7 protein-coding genes, 1 tRNA gene and 3 pseudogenes are annotated in these 20,311 nt (G+C 59.7%); 9 read left to right on the top strand and 2 right to left on the bottom strand.

The genetic code is table 11. From position 1 onward, the window contains the following. Positions 1–11: 11 nt before the first annotated feature. The 9 genes and pseudogenes from drmD to BBJ41_RS12630 all read left to right on the top strand — a co-directional run bounded on the left by drmD (position 12) and on the right by BBJ41_RS12630 (position 17,283). Positions 12–3,147 (top strand): annotated as a pseudogene (drmD, locus tag BBJ41_RS12595) (DISARM system SNF2-like helicase DrmD). Beyond that, a complete protein-coding gene (locus BBJ41_RS12600; RefSeq protein WP_069746669.1) occupies positions 3,144–7,475 on the top strand; it encodes an Eco57I restriction-modification methylase domain-containing protein in 4,332 nt (1,443 codons plus the stop codon). Before drmD ends, BBJ41_RS12600 begins: the two are co-directional and overlap by 4 nt. 212 nt (positions 7,476–7,687) lie before the next feature. Then, a pseudogene (locus tag BBJ41_RS41865) lies at positions 7,688–7,792 on the top strand (hypothetical protein); the annotation flags it as partial. A gap of 40 nt (positions 7,793–7,832) precedes the next feature. Next, the gene (locus BBJ41_RS41870) at positions 7,833–8,762 is read left to right on the top strand and encodes a restriction endonuclease (RefSeq protein ID WP_250637465.1); all 930 of its coding nucleotides are present in this window, start codon (positions 7,833–7,835) and stop codon (positions 8,760–8,762) included. An 87-nt stretch (positions 8,763–8,849) separates the two neighbouring features. Beyond that, positions 8,850–9,842, top strand: coding sequence for an IS5-like element ISBmu23 family transposase (locus tag BBJ41_RS12610; protein WP_007182917.1), 993 nt, complete (start codon positions 8,850–8,852; stop codon positions 9,840–9,842). A gap of 142 nt (positions 9,843–9,984) precedes the next feature. Further along, positions 9,985–13,967: pseudogene (gene drmA, locus BBJ41_RS12615) on the top strand (DISARM system helicase DrmA). 2 nt (positions 13,968–13,969) lie between these two features. Continuing rightward, the gene (drmB, locus tag BBJ41_RS12620) at positions 13,970–15,826 is read left to right on the top strand and encodes a DUF1998 domain-containing protein (protein ID WP_069746670.1); all 1,857 of its coding nucleotides are present in this window, start codon (positions 13,970–13,972) and stop codon (positions 15,824–15,826) included. A 1-nt stretch (position 15,827) separates the two neighbouring features. Further along, entirely contained in the window at positions 15,828–16,589 is a 762-nt protein-coding gene (gene drmC / locus BBJ41_RS12625) for a DISARM system phospholipase D-like protein DrmC (RefSeq protein WP_069746671.1), read from the top strand. A gap of 121 nt (positions 16,590–16,710) precedes the next feature. Beyond that, positions 16,711–17,283 carry an HNH endonuclease gene (locus BBJ41_RS12630; RefSeq protein ID WP_069746672.1) on the top strand — a complete coding sequence of 191 codons (573 nt, stop codon included), beginning with the start codon at positions 16,711–16,713 and terminating at the stop codon, positions 17,281–17,283. Between the two features lie 215 nt (positions 17,284–17,498). Here the strand turns inward: BBJ41_RS12630 and BBJ41_RS40390 are convergent. Together BBJ41_RS40390 and gyrB are read right to left on the bottom strand one after the other, a co-directional pair. Beyond that, a tRNA-Lys gene (locus tag BBJ41_RS40390) sits at positions 17,499–17,590 on the bottom strand. A 75-nt stretch (positions 17,591–17,665) separates the two neighbouring features. Beyond that, on the bottom strand, positions 17,666–20,140 hold the full coding sequence (gene gyrB, locus BBJ41_RS12635; RefSeq protein ID WP_069746673.1) for a DNA topoisomerase (ATP-hydrolyzing) subunit B: 2,475 nt from the start codon (positions 20,138–20,140) through the stop codon (positions 17,666–17,668). Between the last annotated feature and the right edge of the window lie 171 nt (positions 20,141–20,311).

Genomic DNA, 20,311 nt, shown 5'->3' on the forward strand with positions numbered 1-20,311 from the left:
AAGGTGGCCACATGAGTATCCAAGGGGAGCGGCAAGCACTGGCATACCGGGCTCGGCCGGAGCCAGGGCAACTGGTCGAAGTGCGTCGCCGCCAATGGGTCGTAGCGGATGTTGATGCAGCTCGGCTGGATTCGGACCATTCAGCACCTCAACACTGCGTAACGCTTTCCTCGATCGACGAGGATGGGCTTGGTGAAGAGCTGGAAGTCATTTGGGAAATCGAGCCGGGCGCTCAAGTCATCGAGCGCGCGGGCCTTCCCTTGATCACGGGACAGGACGATTCGGGTACGCTCGACGCCTTTCTTGATGCTGTGCGATGGGGGGGCAGCAACGAACGCCGATCGGGGGTTTCTCCAGGCTCCGTTTCGCAGCGGCGTCAGTATCGAGGACTTCCAACTCGATCCGCTGGTACGTGCGATCGACATGGCGCGCGTCAATCTGCTCATTGCCGATGATGTCGGTCTTGGCAAGACAATCGAAGCTGGTCTGGTCATTCAGGAACTTCTTCTGCGGCATCGTGCCCGCACTGTATTGATCATCTGCCCCGCGTCTTTGCAGGAGAAGTGGCGCATCGAGATGTTGGAGAAATTCGGTCTCGATTTTCGAGTTGTGGATACCGACTACATCAAGCAACTGCGGCGCGAGCGTGGTATCCATGCCAATCCGTGGACATCGCATCCTCGTCTCATCACGTCGATGGATTGGGCAAAGAGCGGAGAAGGGTTGCGCGCCATGCGTGACGTGATTCCGCCGCATGTCAGTTATCCACGCAAGTTCGATCTGCTGGTCGTGGACGAGGCGCATAACGTTGCTCCGGCCGCAGGGGCTCACTATGCTTTGGAGAGCCAGCGGACGCGCCTCATTCGCGCCATCGGTCCGCATTTCCAGCATCGGTTGTTCTTGACCGCCACGCCACACAACGGCTACACGGAGTCGTTCACCTCGTTGCTGGAGTTACTCGACGACCAACGTTTTGCCCGTAACATCCTCCCTGACGAAAAGCAGTTGAGTCAGGTGATGATTCGCCGCTTGAAGAGCGATCTGGTCGATGCGGAAGGCAACCCCTTGTATGCCCGGCGCACTTTGCAGGCGCTCACGGTTCCGTACTCGACCGAAGAGCGAGAGATTCACCGCAAACTCGATGACTACTGCGCCAGTCGCGAAAAGGATGCTGAGAAGGCGGGTAATGGTTTCGGCACGGCCTTCATCAATCGACTCCTCAAGAAGCGCTTGCTCTCGTCGCCGGCGGCATTCGCTTCCACGCTCGAAAAGCACATCGCATCGCTATCCGAAGCACGACCCGCGAAGCAAGACATCATGGCAGAGCGCATCCTGCACAAGGCCATCCTCAAAGCTGACGAGGACTACGCGGACGATCAGGAAGTCGAGAATGCCCATGCCGAAGCTATCGAGGAGGCTACGCGCCGTTCGCCGCCACTGACGGCGGAGCAGCGTGCGATGCTGGACGATTTGAGGGTATGGGCACAGCGAGCCAAGAATCAGGCCGACTCCAAGGCCCAGGCCATCCTCGACTGGCTTACTGAGAACCTCAAGCCGGATGGCTCGTGGAGCGATCGCCGGGTGATCCTGTTCACCGAGTATCGCACCACGCACCAGTGGCTGCATCAAATCCTAGCCAGCCACGGCTTCAGCGGCGAGCGTCTCGGCCTGCTTCACGGTGGCCTTTCCCAAGACGAGCGCGAACCTATCAAGGCGGCGTTCCAGGCATCACCGCAGGAATCCCCGGTGCGCATCCTGCTTGCCACCGACGCAGCGTCCGAAGGCATTGACTTGCAAAACCACTGTAGTCGACTCATCCACCTTGAGATTCCATACAACCCCAACGTGATGGAGCAGCGCAACGGGCGTATCGACCGCCATGGGCAGCGCGAGAAGGAAGTGCTGATCTGGCATCCGGTCGATGGTGGCGGCGCGAGTGGCGCATCGGTTGGTGGCCACAGAGAGGACATCCTGCGGGCCTTGCGGAAACTGGACTCAATGCGTGCGGATATGGGCAGTGTGAATCCGGTCATCGCGCCGCAGATGTCCGGCCTCATCGAAGGATCTCTGAAGGACTTGGACACGCGTTTGGCTGAGGCGCGGATCGCTCGCGCCAAGAATTTCGTGCGCGCCGAACGCGAGTTAAAGGAGCGTATCGCCAAGCTGCACGAGCGTCTGCTCACCACCAAGCAGGACTTCCACCTCACGCCCGACCACGTCCTGATGGCCGTGAAGACCGGCCTCGCGCTGGCGGGCCGCCCGCCACTGGGACCCTTTGAGCTGAAGGACGCACCTTTGGGTAGCGTCTTCCAGATGCCCGCGCTGTCTGGCTCGTGGGCGCGTTGTCTGGAAGGGCTGCGCCATCCGCACACCCAGAAGATTCGGCCTATCACCTTCGATCATGCCGTCGCCAGTGGCCGCGACGATGTCGTGCTTGTCCACCTGAACCATCGCTTGGTGCAGATGTGTTTGCGCCTGCTGCGTGCCGAGGTCTGGGCGCAAGACGATGTGAAGAAACTGCACCGTGTCACCGTCCGCACGATGCCAGACGCGCTCATCGATGGCCCGGCCGTGGTTGTCGTCTCGCGATTGGTCGTTACGGGCGGTAACCATCATCGGCTGCACGAGGAACTGACGGCATCAGGTGGCTATCTGCGCGACCAATCCTTCCGCCGCGAAGAAGGCGTCACCCGCGTCCAGCAGTGGTTGGACGAAGCGAAGCCAATCAAGGCGGCCTTGCCCCTGTTCGACGTGCTCCGCGTTCGCTTTGACCGTCAGCAGGAAGCTATCCTGAAGGCCGTTGATGCGCGTTCCAAAGAACGTCTCCGTTACCTGACAAACACGCTTCAGACCCGCATGCAGCAAGAAATCGACGACATCGGTACGGTGCTCGACGAATTGGAAAAGGCGATCCAGTCCGAGTTGAAGAAAGGCGCACAGCCCGAACAGCTCTCGCTCTTCACCGAGGACGAACGCATGCAACTCCGGCGCGACAACGCCGCGCTGGAAGCTCGCCTCGCGCGCATCCCCGACGAACGCCGGATGGAGACGCACGCCATTGACTCCCGCTACGCGAAGCTCGACGACCGCACTTTCCCGGTTGCTGTGATCTTCGTCGTACCCGAATCCGCCGGAGGTGCTGTATGAGCACGCAGCACGAATGGCTCACGCTCATCGAGATTTCCGGCCCGTTCCTTGCCGTTCCCGTTTTGAAGGAAGCGTTCCCGCAAGGGCTGGAAGAACTTGATGCGACCAAGCTCAGGCGGGTGCGCCAAGCCTACGACGAGTGGCGGGAGGCACTGGAATCCGACGATTTCCGCTTCGTCGAGCTGCACGCGGCGTGGATTGACGAGGTCTTGTCTCACGGATTGGAACTTGATGAGGACGGCCGCGGCGACGTGCTCAAACGTAAGGACTGGTGTGCCGCGCACCTGACCGTCACTCTGCCTGAACACTGTTTGAGCCTGTCGCCGGACTTCGCCGTCGTCGGCAATGGGGACCAGCCACTGATGCTCGTCCACGCCTACGGGCAAGACGTCGATTTCGATGCGACCCAGAAGCTGGACGGCTGGGCCAGTAGCCCGGCGGAGCGGATGGTTGCACTCTGCCGCGCTACGGGTTGCCGTCTCGGCCTGCTGACCAATGGCGAATGCTGGATGCTGGTCGATGCGCCGGTAGGCGCGGTCACCACCTTCGCCAGTTGGTATGCGCGCATCTGGGCGCAGGAACCCGTCACCCTCCAGGCCTTTGTCCATCTCTTGGGCATTCGGCGCTTCTTCGTGGATGAATCGGAGCGGCTGCCCGCGCTCTTCGATCGCTCGCTGAAGTTCCAGGACGAAGTGACCGACGCCTTGGGCGAGCAGGTGCGGCGTGCGGTCGAAGTGCTCATCCAGTCGCTCGACAAGGCCGACCAGGACCGCGGCCGCGAGTTGCTGCGCGGTGTGAAGGAAGCTGAACTCTACGAAGCCGCGCTGACGGTGATGATGCGGTTGGTGTTCCTGCTTTCCGCAGAAGAACGCGGCCTTCTACTCTTGGGCGACGAACGCTACGAAGCCAACTACGCGCTCTCGACCTTGCGGATGCAGTTGCGTGCCGAATCCGACGAGATTCTTGAGCGCCGCTGGGATGCGTGGTCGCGCCTGCTGGCTGTCTTTCGGGCCGTGTACGGCGGCATTGAGCACGAAAACCTGCGCCTGCCTGCACTGGGCGGCTCCCTTTTCGATCCGGACCGCTTTCCCTTTCTCGAAGGCCGCGACCGTGGCTCGGACTGGCGCATCGACGTCGCCAAGCCGCTGCCAATTGACAACCGCACTGTCTTGCTGTTGCTCGAAGCCATCCAGCAATTCCAGGGGCGCACGCTTTCTTATCGCGCGCTGGACGTTGAGCAGATCGGCTACGTCTATGAAGGTTTGCTGGAGCGCACCGTCAAGCGCACCGCCAAAGTCACGCTGGAACTCGAAGCCACCAAGAGCGCCCAGTCGCCGTGGGTCACGCTGGCCGAACTCGAATCTGCGCGGCTGGACGGTGCCGAGCGGCTAGCCGACCTGCTTCGGGAGCGTTCCGGCAGTTCCGTCGGTCGCGTGCACAACGATCTGTCGCGTCCCGTGGACGATGCGCTCGCCGATCGCGTGCTGACGGCCTGCCATGGAGACACGGCGCTGCGCGACCGCATCAGACCTTTCGCTCATCTGGTGCGCACTGACCCTTGGGGATACCCGCTGGTCTATCCCGCTGGAGCCTTCATCGTCACAACCGGCTCCGATCGCCGCGAGACTGGTACTCACTACACGCCGAAGTCGCTCACTGAAGCAATCGTTGCAGAAACGCTCACGCCCATTGCCTACAGCGGGCCGGCGCAGGGCATGCTGCACGCGGACTGGGTGCTGAAATCGCCGGCCGAACTGCTTGATCTGAAGATCTGCGACCCGGCGATGGGTTCGGGTGCGTTCCTCGTGCAAGCCTGCCGTTGGCTGGCTGACCGGCTGGCGGCGGCATGGGCGCTGGCCGAGGCACGGGGGCACACGATCGGCATCGACGGGCGCGTAGTGAACACCAATGCCAATGTCGAGCAGCTGCCGCGCGACACAGAGGTGCGCACCATTGTCGCTCGCCGCCTCATCGCCGAACGCTGCCTCTACGGCGTTGATCTAAATCCGCTGGCTGTAGAACTTGCTAAGCTCTCCATTTGGCTGGTGACGCTGGCCAAGGGCCGGCCCTTCGGCTTCCTCGACCACAACCTGCGCTGCGGAGACAGCCTGCTCGGCATCCATCGGCTGGATCAGCTCACCCAGCTTTCGATCAACCCGAGGGGCCAAGGCCAGCTAAGATTGTTTGGCCAAAGCGTCGAACAGGCCGTGTGCGAGGCCGTTACACTGCGACAACAATTGCGCGAAATACCCATCCGCAATATCCGCGATGTGGAGGCGATGGCACATCTAGACGCCGATGCACGCCGCAGACTCGAAGTGCCGGAAAGCATCGCCGACGCGTTCATCGGGGAAGTGTTCGCATCGGTCGGTAGCCGTGCGGGGCTAGAGAATGCGCTAGTGTCTTTGACCAGCCAAGCAGGACAGGTCATCGGCGGCGACCATGACGTTCTCGTCTCAATGCACCGGAGAGCGGTTATTGCGCTCTCGACCGATCAGCCTAGCGACAAACCCGCACGTCGGCCTTTCCATTGGCCGCTGGAATTCCCCGAGGTATTCGCGCGTGATCGCGGCGGTTTCGATGGCATGGTCGGTAATCCGCCCTTTTTGGGCGGACAGCGTATCACTGGTGTCGTGGGTACGGCCTTCCGAGATTGGCTGGTCGCACACATCGCTGAAGGGCGACGTGGCTCCGCCGATCTGGTCGCCTATTTCTTCCTGCGAGTATGGGGTCTGCTGCGTGAGGGAGGTGGCTTTGGGTTGCTTGCGGTCAATACCATCGCCGAAGGTGACACGCGGCAGGTCGGGCTGGAGGCGATGGTCGGCGCAGGTGCAGTGATCTATGCCGCCTATCCGAATGAACCCTGGCCCGGAAAGGCGGCGGTTGTCACCAGTCGGGTGCATGTTCACAAGGGCGAGTGGCAGGGCGAACGCTCGCTTCTTGGGCGGCCAGCGCCCTTTATCTCGGCCTTCTTGTCCGATCGTGAGGAGTGGAGTCCCAAACGTCTGAAAGCGAATGAAGGCATCGTGTATCAAGGCTCGATTGTGCTCGGTATGGGTTTCGTTCTGTCGTCAGATGAGGCGCACAGGATGCTGGATGCCGATCCGCGGAACGCGGAAGTCATTTTTCCGTATATCAACGGTGATGACCTCAATTCAAATCCCGAGCAGCGCCCGAGCCGATGGGTGATCAATTTCTGGGACTGGCCGGAAAATCGAGCTAAGGAATACAAACTACCTTGGCAGAGGCTTGAAGAGACGGTAAAGGCGGAGCGTCAAACCAATAACCGGAAAGTCTATCGAGACTATTGGTGGCAGTTCGCAGAAAAGCGACCTGCCCTGTATCATGCTATTGGTTGGGGGCAAAAGTTCGAGAAGCACCCGGTGGGATGGGACTCAATCAAACCGAGGCAGGAGACTGTACTGGTCTGTAGCGAAGTGACGAAGCACCTCGGGTTCGCGGAAATCCCAAACACTTCGATCATGTCCGCCAACCTTGATGTTTTCAAAAATGTTGGGCTACTCACCATCTGTCAGTCATCGTTGCATGAAGTCTGGGCACGGCAGTACTCATCCAAACTGGAAACACGGCTCAAATATTCGCCGGGAAATGCATTTGAGACATTTGCTTTCCCTAACCGTTTTATTGACAAATCAAACGAACAGTTTGATGACTTGAGAGATCGATTTCATCGAGCGCGCATCGAAGTCATGCGGGCCGATCGCATCGGCTTGACCAAGCTCTACAACCGCTTCCATACCGACACCGAACGCGCCCCCGGTGTCGAACGGCTGCGCTCATTGCAGCGCGAAATGGACGTCGCAGTAGCGCGCGCCTATGGCTGGGACGACATCGACCTTGAGCACAGTTTCCACGAAGTACCGTATCTGTCGGAAAACGACCGTGTACGCTTCACCATCTCCGAGACTGCGCGCGTCGAAGTGCTTCGACGGCTGTCGGAGTTGAACCGTGAGCGTTACCAGGAAGAAGTTTCCCATGGACTGCATGCCGGTGCCACGCCGCGTGCTTCGAGTCGTGCCCCGAACGGCGGTCGCGTGGTTAGCGTAGCAACGGCTCAATCATCGCTTGACTTCGAATCAGGAGTTACGGTCAGCGCCAACGGTGTTACGCCAACCACGGCGATCCTCGATTTCCTGACCGCGAATGATGGCTGGCATGCCAAGGTCGCGGTCCTTGCTGCTACCGGCATCACGGACGGCCAATGGAACGCCGCGATCACCGATTTGATCTCGGGCGGTAGGGTCGAGCGCCAAGATGAGCGGCGCGGCGCACGCTACCGCGTACAGCTCGGCCATCGGGGGCAATGATAGCGGGAAAGCATCACCACCCAACCCCAAGATACGTCGACGTCTGAGATGACCGTCGATCCCAGAATTTGAGTGAGAACCAGGTGACAAGAGTCTTTCCATTCCATGCATTAGCGACGGCGGATTTGATCGTCGACGCGGTGTATGAGAGCAGTTCCGATGGTCAACTTTCGGGAGAACCTATCGCAAAGTTGCTTCCAGGCTCAGGAAATATGGGGGGATTTCGTGTATCCGGGCGCGGAGAGCGGAAGAATTGGGTGATTCTTTTCACGACCGGAGAAGATCGCGACTGGCCGGATACGCTTGATCTGAGCACCGGGCAGTTTGTCTACTACGGAGACAACAAGACTCCTGGCCATGAACTGCACGACACTCGTGCGGGGGGGGAACAGAGTGCTGCGCCATGCATTTGCTCGTCTACATGCAGAAGGGGAGCCTCGATCAGGAGTTGCACCATTTTTAGTATTCAAGAAGCATGCAACTTCGACTGGCGCACGCTCCGTTCAGTACAAGGGCCTTGCGGTCCCGGGATTCCCTGGTCTCTCAGCGACGGAAGACTTGGTTGCCGTATGGAAATCATCAGCGGGTCAACGCTTTCAGAACTACCGCTCAGTGTTTACGATTTTGGACGTTCCTGTTGTAAGCAGAAATTGGATCAATGATCTCGTGTTTGGAAATTTCATTACGTCCAACGCCCCAAAAGCGTGGGCCGATTGGGTGGCATCTGGGAAGTATCTGCCTCTCGCGGCTGAACCAACGACGATCATCCGAACTCTTGAAGAGCAGTCGCCGGATACGCCAATTAAAGCTAGCCTTCTACACAGCGTATGGGAACACTTCAAAGAATCTCCAATTGCATTTGAAGCGTTTGCGGCACGCATCTATCAGATGACAGATGCGCGAGTGATTGTCGATGAGATTACTCGCGGAACCATAGATGGTGGCAGAGACGCTGTCGGTCGCTATCTACTTGGCTTGGGAGAAGATCCGGTGTATGCAGAATTCTCCCTTGAGGCGAAATGTTACAGACCCCCCATGAACGGAGGGGCACCGAATTCGGTAGGTGTGAAAGAGGTGTCGCGGCTCATATCCAGGATTCGACATAGGCAATTTGGTGTGTTGGTCACGACCTCGGTCGTTGCGCGTCAGGCATATGAGGAAGTCCGAGAAGATCGTCATCCGATTATTTTTATATCAGGTCGGGACATCACCGAAATTCTCATCAAGAACGGCTTCAATACAAAGGAGAAGGTTGTAGCCCTTCTCAAGAATGAATTCAAAGTCTAAGGAAACACTGATCAATTCGGCTTGGCGGTCATCGCTGACGAGGCCAAGGGCGTTGTAGAAAGAAGCTCACGGAACGGACCCACGACGATGCAGCGGCAGATCGGTTTTGCGGAAGCGGAAAGTGCGGGCAAGAAGCGGGTGACCAAGCGTCAACGCTTTCTGGCCGAGATGGAGAAGGTCGTCCCTTGGTCGCGGCTGCTGTCGGTGATCGGGCCGTATTACCCGAAGGGCGAGCGTGGCCGGCCGCCGATTGGCCTGGAACGGATGCTGCGGATCTACTTGCTGCAGCAGTGGTACGGGTTGTCGGACGAAGGGCTTGAAGATGCGCTCTACGACAGCATCGCGATGCGCGCCTTCGCGGGCATCGACCTGGCGCGCGAGAACGTGCCGGACGCCACCACGCTGTTGAAATTCCGGCGCCTGCTGGTCGAGCACGCACTGACGCGAAAGCTGTTCGACGAGATCGGCATCGAGTTGTGCGAGCGCGGGCTGATGATGAAGGAAGGCACGCTGGTGGATGCGACGATCTTCGAGGCTGCGCCGTCCACGAAGAACGCCGGGAAGAGCCGTGACCCGGAGATGCATCAGACGAAGAAGGGCAACGACTGGTATTTCGGCATGAAGGCCCATGTCGGCGTCGACGCCGACTCGGGTCTGGTGCATAGCGTGGTCACCACGGCGGCCAACGAGCCGGACGTATCGCAGGCCCACGCCCTGCTGCACGGTCATGAGCAGGAAGCGTTTGGCGATGCGGGCTACACCGGCGTGGACAAGCGCGAGGAGATGAAGGGCAAGACGGTGAAGTGGCACGTGGCGCTCAAGCGCGGAAAGATCAGGGCGATGCAGGAAGGTCCGCTGAAGGACCTCGTGATCGCGGTCGAGCGAACCAAGGCGCAGATCCGCGCCCGGGTCGAGCATCCGTTTCATGTCGTGAAGAACCTGTTTCGTCATCGCAAGGTGCGCTACAAGGGTCTAGCCAGGAACACGGCACAGCTGTTCAGTCTGTTCGCGCTGGCGAACCTGGTGATCGCGAAAAATCAGCTGTTGTCGACTCATGGGAGCAATCCGTCATGTGTGTGAAAAACGCGGGAAGTGAGGCCCGAATACGAGCGAAACTCACCTCGCATGTCGTCAAATTCCTACGTCAATCTGAAAATTGCAACCTGCCTCGTCCGTTATGCGGACGACAGGCTCATTGATCAGCGTTTCCCTAAGGAAAGTCATGGAGCCGAGCACTGTTGAAAGAGCTACCAATGCGTGGGTTGCCATTGATCTTGGCCTCAAGACCGATGGTAGGTTGTTGCCCTACACCCTGGTCTTGAAGGGTGATCGCTCACTATACCCGGGCATTGTTGAGGACGATTGGGTGCTGGTGCTGAACCTCGCCGACGAGATCGTTCGTGCAGGGCGCGTGTTGCGGGTTCGTTCCGACCTTGAGACGACCACGTTGTTCTTCGATCGGGTGTCGGTCGCCGACACTTCCGTGCCGGTCGCTAGCGTCTCGCTGGCCCCGCCGTCGTCGGGGAGCGTTGGTCGCATCCAGTGGGAGGAATTCATCTCGGTTTTGTCCACGGTACTACATCAGACTGAGGGCGGGGTGCCGGTGATTGAGGATCGGGCATACATCCGCGAACTGCTTCAATTGGCCGTAGTGGATGACCTGCTCGGCCCTGCGGGCGGCCCGCACGAGCGCATTGTGGACATGAGTGTGCGCGACCGTTATCTGGTCGGCAAGCTGGCACCACGCGACGATGCTCAGGGCGGCATCGAAGGGTTGGAGGGGCCGCTGGCGGGGGACGAGATGGGGGAACCCACTGACCCCATCGTCCCCGGCCAGCACGAACCCGGTGCAGAGTTCGGTACGGCCACCGGACGGGTGGAACCCGAATCGGATGCATCGGACGAGATCGACGCAGCTAGCAACCAGTCGCTGGTGCCTAGCAGCTTCGGCATGACGTTCTGCGTCGATAGCGACGCAGAGCGCATCGAGGTCGAAGCGTGCTGGGGTAGCTACGAACGTGTGCCCAACGACGAGCACGAGCAGACGCGGTCCAATGGGCAGAAAGCCAAGGTCTGGCAACGTATCCCCTGCGGTGGAAAGATCGTGCTGCCACTCACCGAAGGCGTGATCTCCCATCAGGCACCGGACTCGAATCGCCCGTCAGTGCGGATACAGGGCTCCATTCGTGCCAAGAACGCTAACGGAGACCGTTTGGTGACGCTGTTCCTGATCAACGCACAGGAGGAGCCTGACACAAACCGCGACACCGCATGGCTGTTCCAGCCGGAACTGATCGTGCGTGCGGAAGCCGATGCGTCCAAGCGCGCCATCTTCCGCCGCCGTCCCGTATTGGACACCGACGGTATGGACACTGAACGCGAATCGCTTGAGATGATCTATCGAAACCGCGTGGAGTTCGCTGTCGGGCATGGTGTTGCCGTCCACGCGGAGATCGCGGACGACGTGACATTGGCCACCGAAGTGCGCACTACAGTCCTCCCGCAGTGCGAAGTGCAGGTCACGGAGACGCCGGGCCTTGATCCTGCCGATCGTCCGGCGATGAAGGAGATGGTAGCGAGCGGTCTGCTCGACATGGAGCGGCTTGCCACGCTAGGTGTCACCGAGTTGGTTGATGCCTTGAGCGTGCTGACAGAGGATTACGCGGCATGGATTGGCGAACAGCGCAAGCGCATCGGCGAAGATGTAGTGGGGTACGACGCGCAGGCCGGCGAGGCACTGGATCGATGTCAGGAAATCCAGACCCGATTGCAGCAGGGCATCGACACCCTCAAGCGCGACGAAAAAGCTCTGGCGGCTTTCCGCTTTGCTAACCGGGCAATGGCCATTCAGCGCGTTCGCAGTCAGTACGCGCTTGAAGTGCGGCGTGGGCGTGACGTGACGGTCGATAGATTCGACCAGCCAAAGAACCGGAGTTGGCGTCCGTTCCAGTTGGCATTCCTGCTGCTGTCGATTCCCTCGCTGGCCGACCCTATGCACGTGGATCGTGTGCAGCCGATGGAAGCTCATGCCGATTTGCTATGGTTTCCCACCGGCGGCGGCAAAACTGAAGCCTATCTGGGCGTGGCGGCGTTCACGATGGCGATCCGCCGTCTGCAAGGCAAGCTCGGCGGCTACGACGGTTCGCGCGGTCTGGCCGTGATCATGCGCTACACGCTGCGCTTGTTGACCTTGCAGCAGTTCCAGCGCGCCACCGCGCTGATCTGCGCGATGGAGGTACTGCGGCGCGAGGCGCTGACTAACGGTGATTCCGCGTTGGGCCACGAGTCCTTCACGATCGGCCTGTGGGTTGGCAATAAGGTGACGCCAGGCACGACCGAGGACAGCCATCGCGCCATCGAAGATATCCGTAACCCTGGAAAATACCATGCTGGGGCGGCATCGCCTGCGCAACTGACTAGCTGTCCGTGGTGTGGCTCTGACATCGCCCCGGGGCGTGACATTGAGGTCGACAAAAATCACGGGCGCACGCTTGTCTATTGCGGCGACAAAAAGGGACGCTGCGAATTCTCGCGCGGCAAGTCCAGCAAGTCGCCACACCCCGGTATTCCGGTGCTGACGGTGGACGAGGAGATCTACCACCGCCCGCCGACGATGATGATCGCCACCGTGGATAAGTTCGCCATGATGGCGTGGCGCGGTCAGGTGCGCACGCTGTTCGGTCGCGTGAGCCAGGAATGCGAGCGTCACGGCTTGATGTGGCCTGGCTGTGAATGTAATACGGGTCACCGCGCGGCCAAGGGATTACCTGCGGCGGTGGTGAAGCCCGTAAGTCCGATTCGCCCCCCGATCTGATCATCCAGGACGAGTTCCATCTCATCAGTGGTCCATTGGGCACGATGGTCGGTTTGTACGAATCGTCTGTCGACGAACTGTGTGGCTGGACACTTGATGGCAAGACGGTCAAGCCGAAGATCGTCGCATCCACGGCGACCGTACGCAAAGCCAAGGAGCAGGTGAACAACGTGTTCATGCGGCGAGTGTCGGTGTTCCCGCCGCACGGCTTGGACGTGGAGGACAACTACTTCTCGGTGCAGCGCCCGATCGAAGTGCGGCCCGGACGGCGTTACCTCGGCGTGTGTTCGCCCGGTAGCTCGCGGCCAGCGATGCTGATTCGCGTCTACACCGCCTTCCTCACCGCAGCCCAGGCCTTGTTCGATCGCTTCGGCGAGCCAGCCGACCCGTACATGACGATGGTCGGCTATTTCAACTCGTTGCGCGAGCTGGGCGGAATGCGGCGCTTGGCCGAGGACGACGTGCAAACACGTTCCTACCGCGTGCGAATGAGCATGGTCGAACGGCCAGCACTCGCACAGCGTAGCGTCAACAACATCCGCGAGCTGACGTCTCGAGTTTCCAGTCAGGACATCCCGAAGTACCTCGACGATTTGGAGGTCAAGTTCAAGGTCGCGTTCGACGCTGCCAACGGGAAGTACGTGACGAAATGGAACGAGGGCGACACCCGGGCGATCGACATAGTTCTCGCGACCAACATGCTTTCGGTCGGTGTGGACGTGAATCGCTTAGGCCTTATGGCAGTTAACGGTCAGCCCAAGGGTACGGCGGAATACATTCAAGCTACCAGCCGTGTGGGTCGTTCTTTCCCCGGTTTGGTTTGCACAGTACTTACGTGGGCGCGTCCGCGCGACCTCTCGCATTACGAGACCTTCGAGCATTACCACGCGACCTTCTATAAGCACGTGGAAGCTCAGTCGGTGACGCCTTTCTCGCCGCGTGCGATGGATCGTGGCCTAACCGGTGCGCTCCTCTCCCTGATGCGCTTGGAAAACGACGCCTTCAACCCGAACGTTGGAGCGGGCGAACTGGACAAATCCGACAAGCCAGAGATCACCGAAGCCATCGACGTACTGGTGCGGCGAGCTTGGAACGTCAGCGAGGCGTCCACCATCAAGCATCTGGCCGAGCGTGAGCTGAAGGAGCGCGCGGACGAATGGGCGAAGGAAGTGAGTGTGCCCGGTCGCACGCTGGCTTATGAAAAGCGTGGCGCGCAGGCCGCGACGATGGTCGGGCTGGTTAAATCACCGGGTATCCATGCGTGGGACAACTGGACGGTTCCGATGTCGATGCGAGAAGTGGAGCCAGGCGTGCGCCTGATCATGAACACGGGACATATCTCGGACGACCACGGGTGGAAGCCGCGTCCGGTGCCAAAGGACGAAGACTGACCATGACTACCAATAGAACACCCGTGGGGGAAGTCCGCCCTAGCCAACTGCTCTGGACATACGGACCCGGCGCGCTGATCGATTTGCCGAGCCTTTCGGTGGTGACACTGGGCATCGACCAATGGGAGAAAGACAGGTGCCAGCCCATTCCCGAGCCACGCCTGCTCGCCGCCGTCCGTAAGGTTCTTGGGCCGCAGGTGGAGAGCCTGCGCATGCCACCGTTCCAGAAGAGCGAACTTGTCGATCCATGGTCGGCCGAAGCAAACATCGGCGTCCCTGTTCGACCGTTCCCGCGCTGGATGCGCTGCGTGAAGTGTGGCCTGCTGTCACCTTTCGATGCTGGCCTGTTCGAAATCAAGGAAAACCGCTTCCGGCCGGAGCGAACCCGTTTCGTCCACAAGGGATGCCGTGGCTCCAAGGATAGTCAGCCCGCGAAGGATGCCGATGCCGTCCCGGCCCGTTTTCTTTTGGCCTGTCGAGGCGGCCACCTAGATGACTTCCCCTGGCACTATTTCGTACACGGCGGCAACAGCTCATGTAAGGGAACGCTGAGGTTCTTCGAGAGCGGGGCGTCACTGCAGACCGAGAACCTGTGGGTAAAGTGTGATACCTGCGGGGCATCGCGCAGTATGGCGAATGCCTTCGGCAAGGCAGGGAAGGAAAACTTGCCGAGCTGCCGAGGTAGGCATCCACATCTCGATCATTTCGACGAGGAGTGCGATGAGGAGGCGCGGGCAGTCTTGCTAGGTTCGACGAACAGTTGGTTCCCGATTACCCTGTCAGCGCTTGCAATTCCGCAGGCCGAAGATCCGCTCGGCCAGTTGATTCAGGACGGCTGGGCGGTCTTTCAGAGTGTCACGTCTGAGGCCATGGTGCCCATCGTGGTGCAAACGCTTAAGGTTACGGGTGGGCTTCCGGGTATCGAAAAACACTCGGCATCAGACATCTGGTCGGCCATTGAGGCCTATCGCAACGGCGGTGGACAGGAGGTCGTCGGTGAGGCCGACATCAAGGGGCCTGAGTGGGAAGTGCTGACGGCCGCCAATCCGCCGGTCGATTACCCACACTTCATGAGCAAGAAGGTGTCTACACCACCCGGCTTCGAAAAGCAGGTCCGTAGAGTGCTTTTGCTGGAAAGGCTTCGCGAGGTCAACGCCTTATTGGGCTTTACTCGTGTCGAGGCGCCGGAAGAGGCGAGTGATCCGAACGAGCGCCCACAAATGGCAAGCCTTGCGCGTCGCAAGCCGGATTGGGTTCCTGCGAATCAAGTTCACGGCGAGGGCATCTTTATCCAGTTCGACGAAGGTGTGCTCCAAGAGTGGGAGGCGCTCGATGGCGTCAAACAAGTAAATTGCATGCTTACGGGTGGTCATCGCGGATGGCGCAATTCGCGTCGCCTTGACCCTGACGAGGGCTACCCCGGCATCCGGTATGCCATGCTCCACACGCTCTCGCACCTGCTCATCCGCGAACTGGCGTTGGAGTGCGGTTACAACGCGGCGAGTATCCGCGAACGCATTTACGCCGATGTGACGAGTGCGAACCCTCAGGCAGGCATCCTCATCTACACGGCAGCAGCTGATTCCGATGGAACGTTGGGTGGGCTTGTCGATCTTGGCAAACCAGAAAACCTCGGTCGATTGCTTCGTCAGGCGCTGAGCCGATCGAAGGTCTGTTCGTCCGATCCGCTTTGCTCCGAACATGATCCGGACAAAGACCGCTCGCTGCACGCGGCAGCTTGTCATGCATGCAGTCTGGTCGCCGAGACGTCGTGTGAGCGAGGTAATCGTTACCTCGACAGATCGTTGCTAGTACAGACCCTCGATCGAGGGAATGCTGCGTTCTTCGCGGGGCTGTGACATGGAGATGTTGCTGGAAGCTGTCACCGCCGTGGTCTGTCTCGTGTCGCCGGAGAAGGTTCGCGCGCTGGCGGGCAGGATTCGGAAGATGGGGAGCGAGAAGGCGAACGTCTCCCTGTCGGATGTTGTCGGCACAGCCACGGCCAAGACTATCGTCGACCGACTCGTCGAGGTTTGGCAGGCTACCTCGATCGATTCCGGTGAGTTGGCCTCTATGCTGTTGGCAGCCAGCCATGCGTCCGAGAACGTGTCGAAGCGACAATCTATCGAACTCGTGTGGACGGGGCCGACGACGCCATTCGTCTCCGCTCGTCGAACGGAGCAGGCGCTACTGCAAGTCATCGGTGCGGCCAGGCAAAGCTTGTTCGTTACCAGTTTCGTGGCCTACGACGTCTCGACTATCGTGAAGGCGTTGAGCGAAGCAAGCGCACGCGGCGTGAGCATCGCGATGTTGCTCGAATCATCACTGGATCACGGCGGAAGCATCTCGTTCGATGCGATCGGTAAGATGAGAAAGCTACTCCCGTCCGTGAAGCTCTATGCGTGGGGGGACCGAGTTGCGCCATTTTCCGACGGTCGGGTCCACTCTAAGATCGCCGTTGCTGACGGTAGCATTTGTTTTATCACCAGCGCCAACCTGACCGGTCATGCAATGGAGCAAAACATGGAGGCTGGGGTTCTGATTTCAGGTGGGGCGGTTCCGATGTTGCTTCATGACCATTTGGATGCGTTGGTCAATACCAGAGTCGTATCCTTGATCTGAAGTCCGAGCGGGCTAGCATTTTCGCGGTAGATTGCAGCTCTCGACACGTTAGGGTCAGCATTTCATAGCGCCTCGTAAAAAGACACAACGGTGAAGCATGAGCCATTGCGGTGATCCACAGATGTTGACGGAAGACCTTGATGAACTCCGGCGATTTCGGCGAAAACTTGAAATGGCGGTCGATGCGCGCCGATCGACCGCGTGGTGCCTTCGTTTGTGGAGCAGGTTTGTGAAAGCGCGCGATCTGTCGCGTTGCGTGTGTTGTAGTTCGACACGGGGTATCCAAGCGCACCATATTGTTCGGAGAACGCTTTACCCTTGGGGGAGTTTCGCCTCCGGAAACGGCATCACACTTTGTCGCGAATGCCACAACAGAGTTCATGCAGAGTCCAATGGTCGGGCAGACCTGACGCAACCGCTCGGTGCGGGTGACGACCAGGATGAATGGGCTTTTCTGTTCGGATTGTTGATGGACGACGCTACGCAGCGCGGTCTCGACCACGACGAGTTCTATTTCTTGGACGATCACATGCTTAAGTTCTTTGTTAACGTCCAAGGGTACGACGAGTTATACGCGATGGTCATGCGAGGCGATATTTCGCGGGTCAGATATGCGCACGAGATTTGGCGCAACATGCCGAAAGTTTGGTACACCGATTTTGTGTCTCAACTCATACAGGCGAACCTTACTTAAGTCGAATGCAAGTCTGGTAGTGCCGCGATCGTCACGGCTCAATAGGGGGCAGATCTGATCATCAAGGCCTGACCTTGGCCAGCATGGATCAGCGCTGATTGATGCGCCCCAAATGTTCCTACGCCGCTACACGAGATCCAGAAACCCAGAAGACCAGAAAGAAAAAAACAAAAAGCCCAGCCGTTTAGGCTGGGCCAGGTGCTTGAATTCCTTGATGGGGCGAGAGTGACTCGAACACTCGACCTACGGATTAAGAGTCCGCGCGGCGACATCATGACGTGATGCCGACAATGCGTAGGGCAATCGCAATAACTTAGTCACACAGTCGCAAAACTGTGGCGCCAGTCGCACATACTCTGGCGCCCTACGTCTACACCATGAGTTAGACGTCAATATTCCCCGCCCGCAACGCATTCGACTCGATAAACGCTCGCCGCGGCTCCACATCATCCCCCATGAGCGTAGTAAAGATCCCATCCGCGGCAATCGCATCCTCGATCTGCACACGCAACAAACGCCGCACCGTCGGATCCATCGTCGTTTCCCACAGCTGCCCGGGGTTCATCTCCCCCAGCCCCTTATACCGCTGCTTCGAAACATTCCGTTCGGCATCCGCAAGCAGCCACTTCATCGCACTCTTGAAGTCCGACACAGCCATGCTGCGTTCACCACGCTTGATGACCGCACCTTCCCCAATAAGCCCCGTGAACGTATTCGCGGTGGCCACGAGCTGCTGATAATCCGCCGTGTGCTGGAATTCCTGGTCGATGACCGAAACCCGCACATTCCCGTGATGGGTGCGTTCGACATGCAGCGACCGCTGCTCGCGCACCGGATCATACGAAGGCACCACACGCACTTCGTTCTTCAGCGCTTCATCATGCAACGCAGCGTGCAGCGCCTTCGCCGAAGCCTCCGTCGAAGCCTCGTTGGAGAGATCAATAGCAACCCCATCCATGATCGCCTCGAGCGCCGCCGGGTCATACAACCGGCTCAACCGGTCGATCACGCTTCGCGACAGCAGATACGACCGCGCCAGCTCCCCGAGCGCATCGCCGGAAATCACGGCCGCATTCTCACCCGGCACCAGCTCCGACCCTTGCAGCGCCAACCGCAGCATGTGCGCGTTGAGCTCCACGTCATCCTTCAGATACCGCTCGTCCTTGCCCGCCTTGATCTTGTAAAGCGGCGGCTGCGCGATATACACGTACCCGCGCTCGATCATGTCTGGCATCTGGCGATACAGGAACGTGAGCAGCAGCGTCCGGATGTGCGCACCGTCGACGTCCGCGTCGGTCATGATGATGATGCGGTGATAGCGCAGCTTGTCGAGGTTGTAATCGTCCTTGCCGATGCCGCAGCCAAGCGCGGTCACGAGCGTGACGATCTGTTCCGACGACAGCAGCTTGTCGTAGCGCGCCTTCTCGACGTTCAGCACCTTGCCGCGCAGCGGCAGGATTGCCTGGAACTTGCGATCACGCCCTTGCTTGGCCGACCCACCTGCCGAGTCACCCTCGACGATGTAGATTTCGCACTTCGCCGGGTCTTTCTCCTGGCAGTCCGCGAGCTTGCCCGGCAGGCCGACGCCGTCGAGCACGCCCTTACGGCGCGTCATCTCACGCGCCTTCCGCGCGGCATCCCGCGCACGCGCAGCTTCAACAATCTTCCCGCAGATGATCTTCGCGTCGATCGGCGTTTCGAGCAGGAACTCTTCCAGAGCCTTCGCCACGACTTCTTCAACCGGCGCGCGAACCTCAGAAGAAACCAGCTTGTCCTTCGTCTGCGAGCTAAATTTCGGCTCCGGAACCTTCACGGACAGCACGCACGACAGCCCTTCGCGCATGTCGTCGCCGGTCGTCTCGACCTTCGCCTTCTTCGCGATTTCGTTGTCGGTGATGTACTTGTTGATGACGCGCGTCATCGCGGCCCGCAGGCCGGTCAGGTGCGTGCCGCCGTCGCGCTGCGGAATGTTGTTGGTGAAGCACAGCACGTTCTCGTTGTAGCTGTCGTTCCACTGCATCGCGACTTCGACGCCCACGCCGTCCTTCTCGCCGGTGGCGAAGAAAATCGTCGGGTGCAGGTTGGTCTTCGTCTTGTTGATGTACTCGACGAAGCCCTTCACACCGCCGGCGAACGCGAAATCGTCTTCCTTGCCCGAACGCAGGTCGGTCAAACGAATCCGCACGCCGTTGTTCAGGAACGAAAGCTCGCGCATCCGCTTCGCGAGGATGTCGTAGTGATATTCGACCGTGCCGAAGATCGTCGGATCGGCCATGAAGTGCACTTCGGTGCCGCGGTTCTCGGTGTCACCCGTCACCAGCATCGGCGACACTTCCACGCCGTCGACCATCTCGAGCACGCGATCCTGCGCGATGCCGCGATGGAACTCCATGAAACGCTTCTTGCCGCCGCGGCGCACGGTGAGGCGCAGCCAGCTCGACAGCGCGTTCACGCACGACACGCCCACGCCGTGCAGGCCGCCGGACACCTTGTAGCTGTTCTGGTCGAACTTGCCGCCGGCGTGCAGCTCGGTCATCACGATTTCGGCGGCGCTGCGCTTCGGCTCGTGCTTGTCGTTCATCTTCACGTCGGTCGGAATCCCGCGGCCGTTGTCGGTCACGGAAATCGAGTTGTCGGCGTGAATCGTCACGTGGATGTCGTTGCAGTACCCGGCCAGCGCTTCGTCGATCGAGTTGTCGAGCACCTCGAACACGAGGTGATGCAGACCGGTGCCGTCCGACGTGTCGCCGATGTACATCCCGGGGCGCTTGCGCACCGCTTCCAGACCTTCGAGGATCTGGATCGACGAGGCGCCGTAGCTGCTGTTATCGGGTTGCGAATTGTGCTGTTCACTCATGGATATCTTCCGGTTCTGCGAGGCCACTCTAGTGGCGGCGCGGTGCGTTTCAGCGAGAGAAATCGCCGGGCCGCTCCAGTTTCCTGGCCCGTCCAAGGTGCCGGTCAGGCACCGAAAGGACAGGTTGTCGGTTCGCCATAAAAACGCCAAAGGGGCTTGCCGCCCCCTGGT

Source organism: Burkholderia stabilis, from assembly GCF_001742165.1.
Lineage (GTDB): Bacteria > Pseudomonadota > Gammaproteobacteria > Burkholderiales > Burkholderiaceae > Burkholderia > Burkholderia stabilis.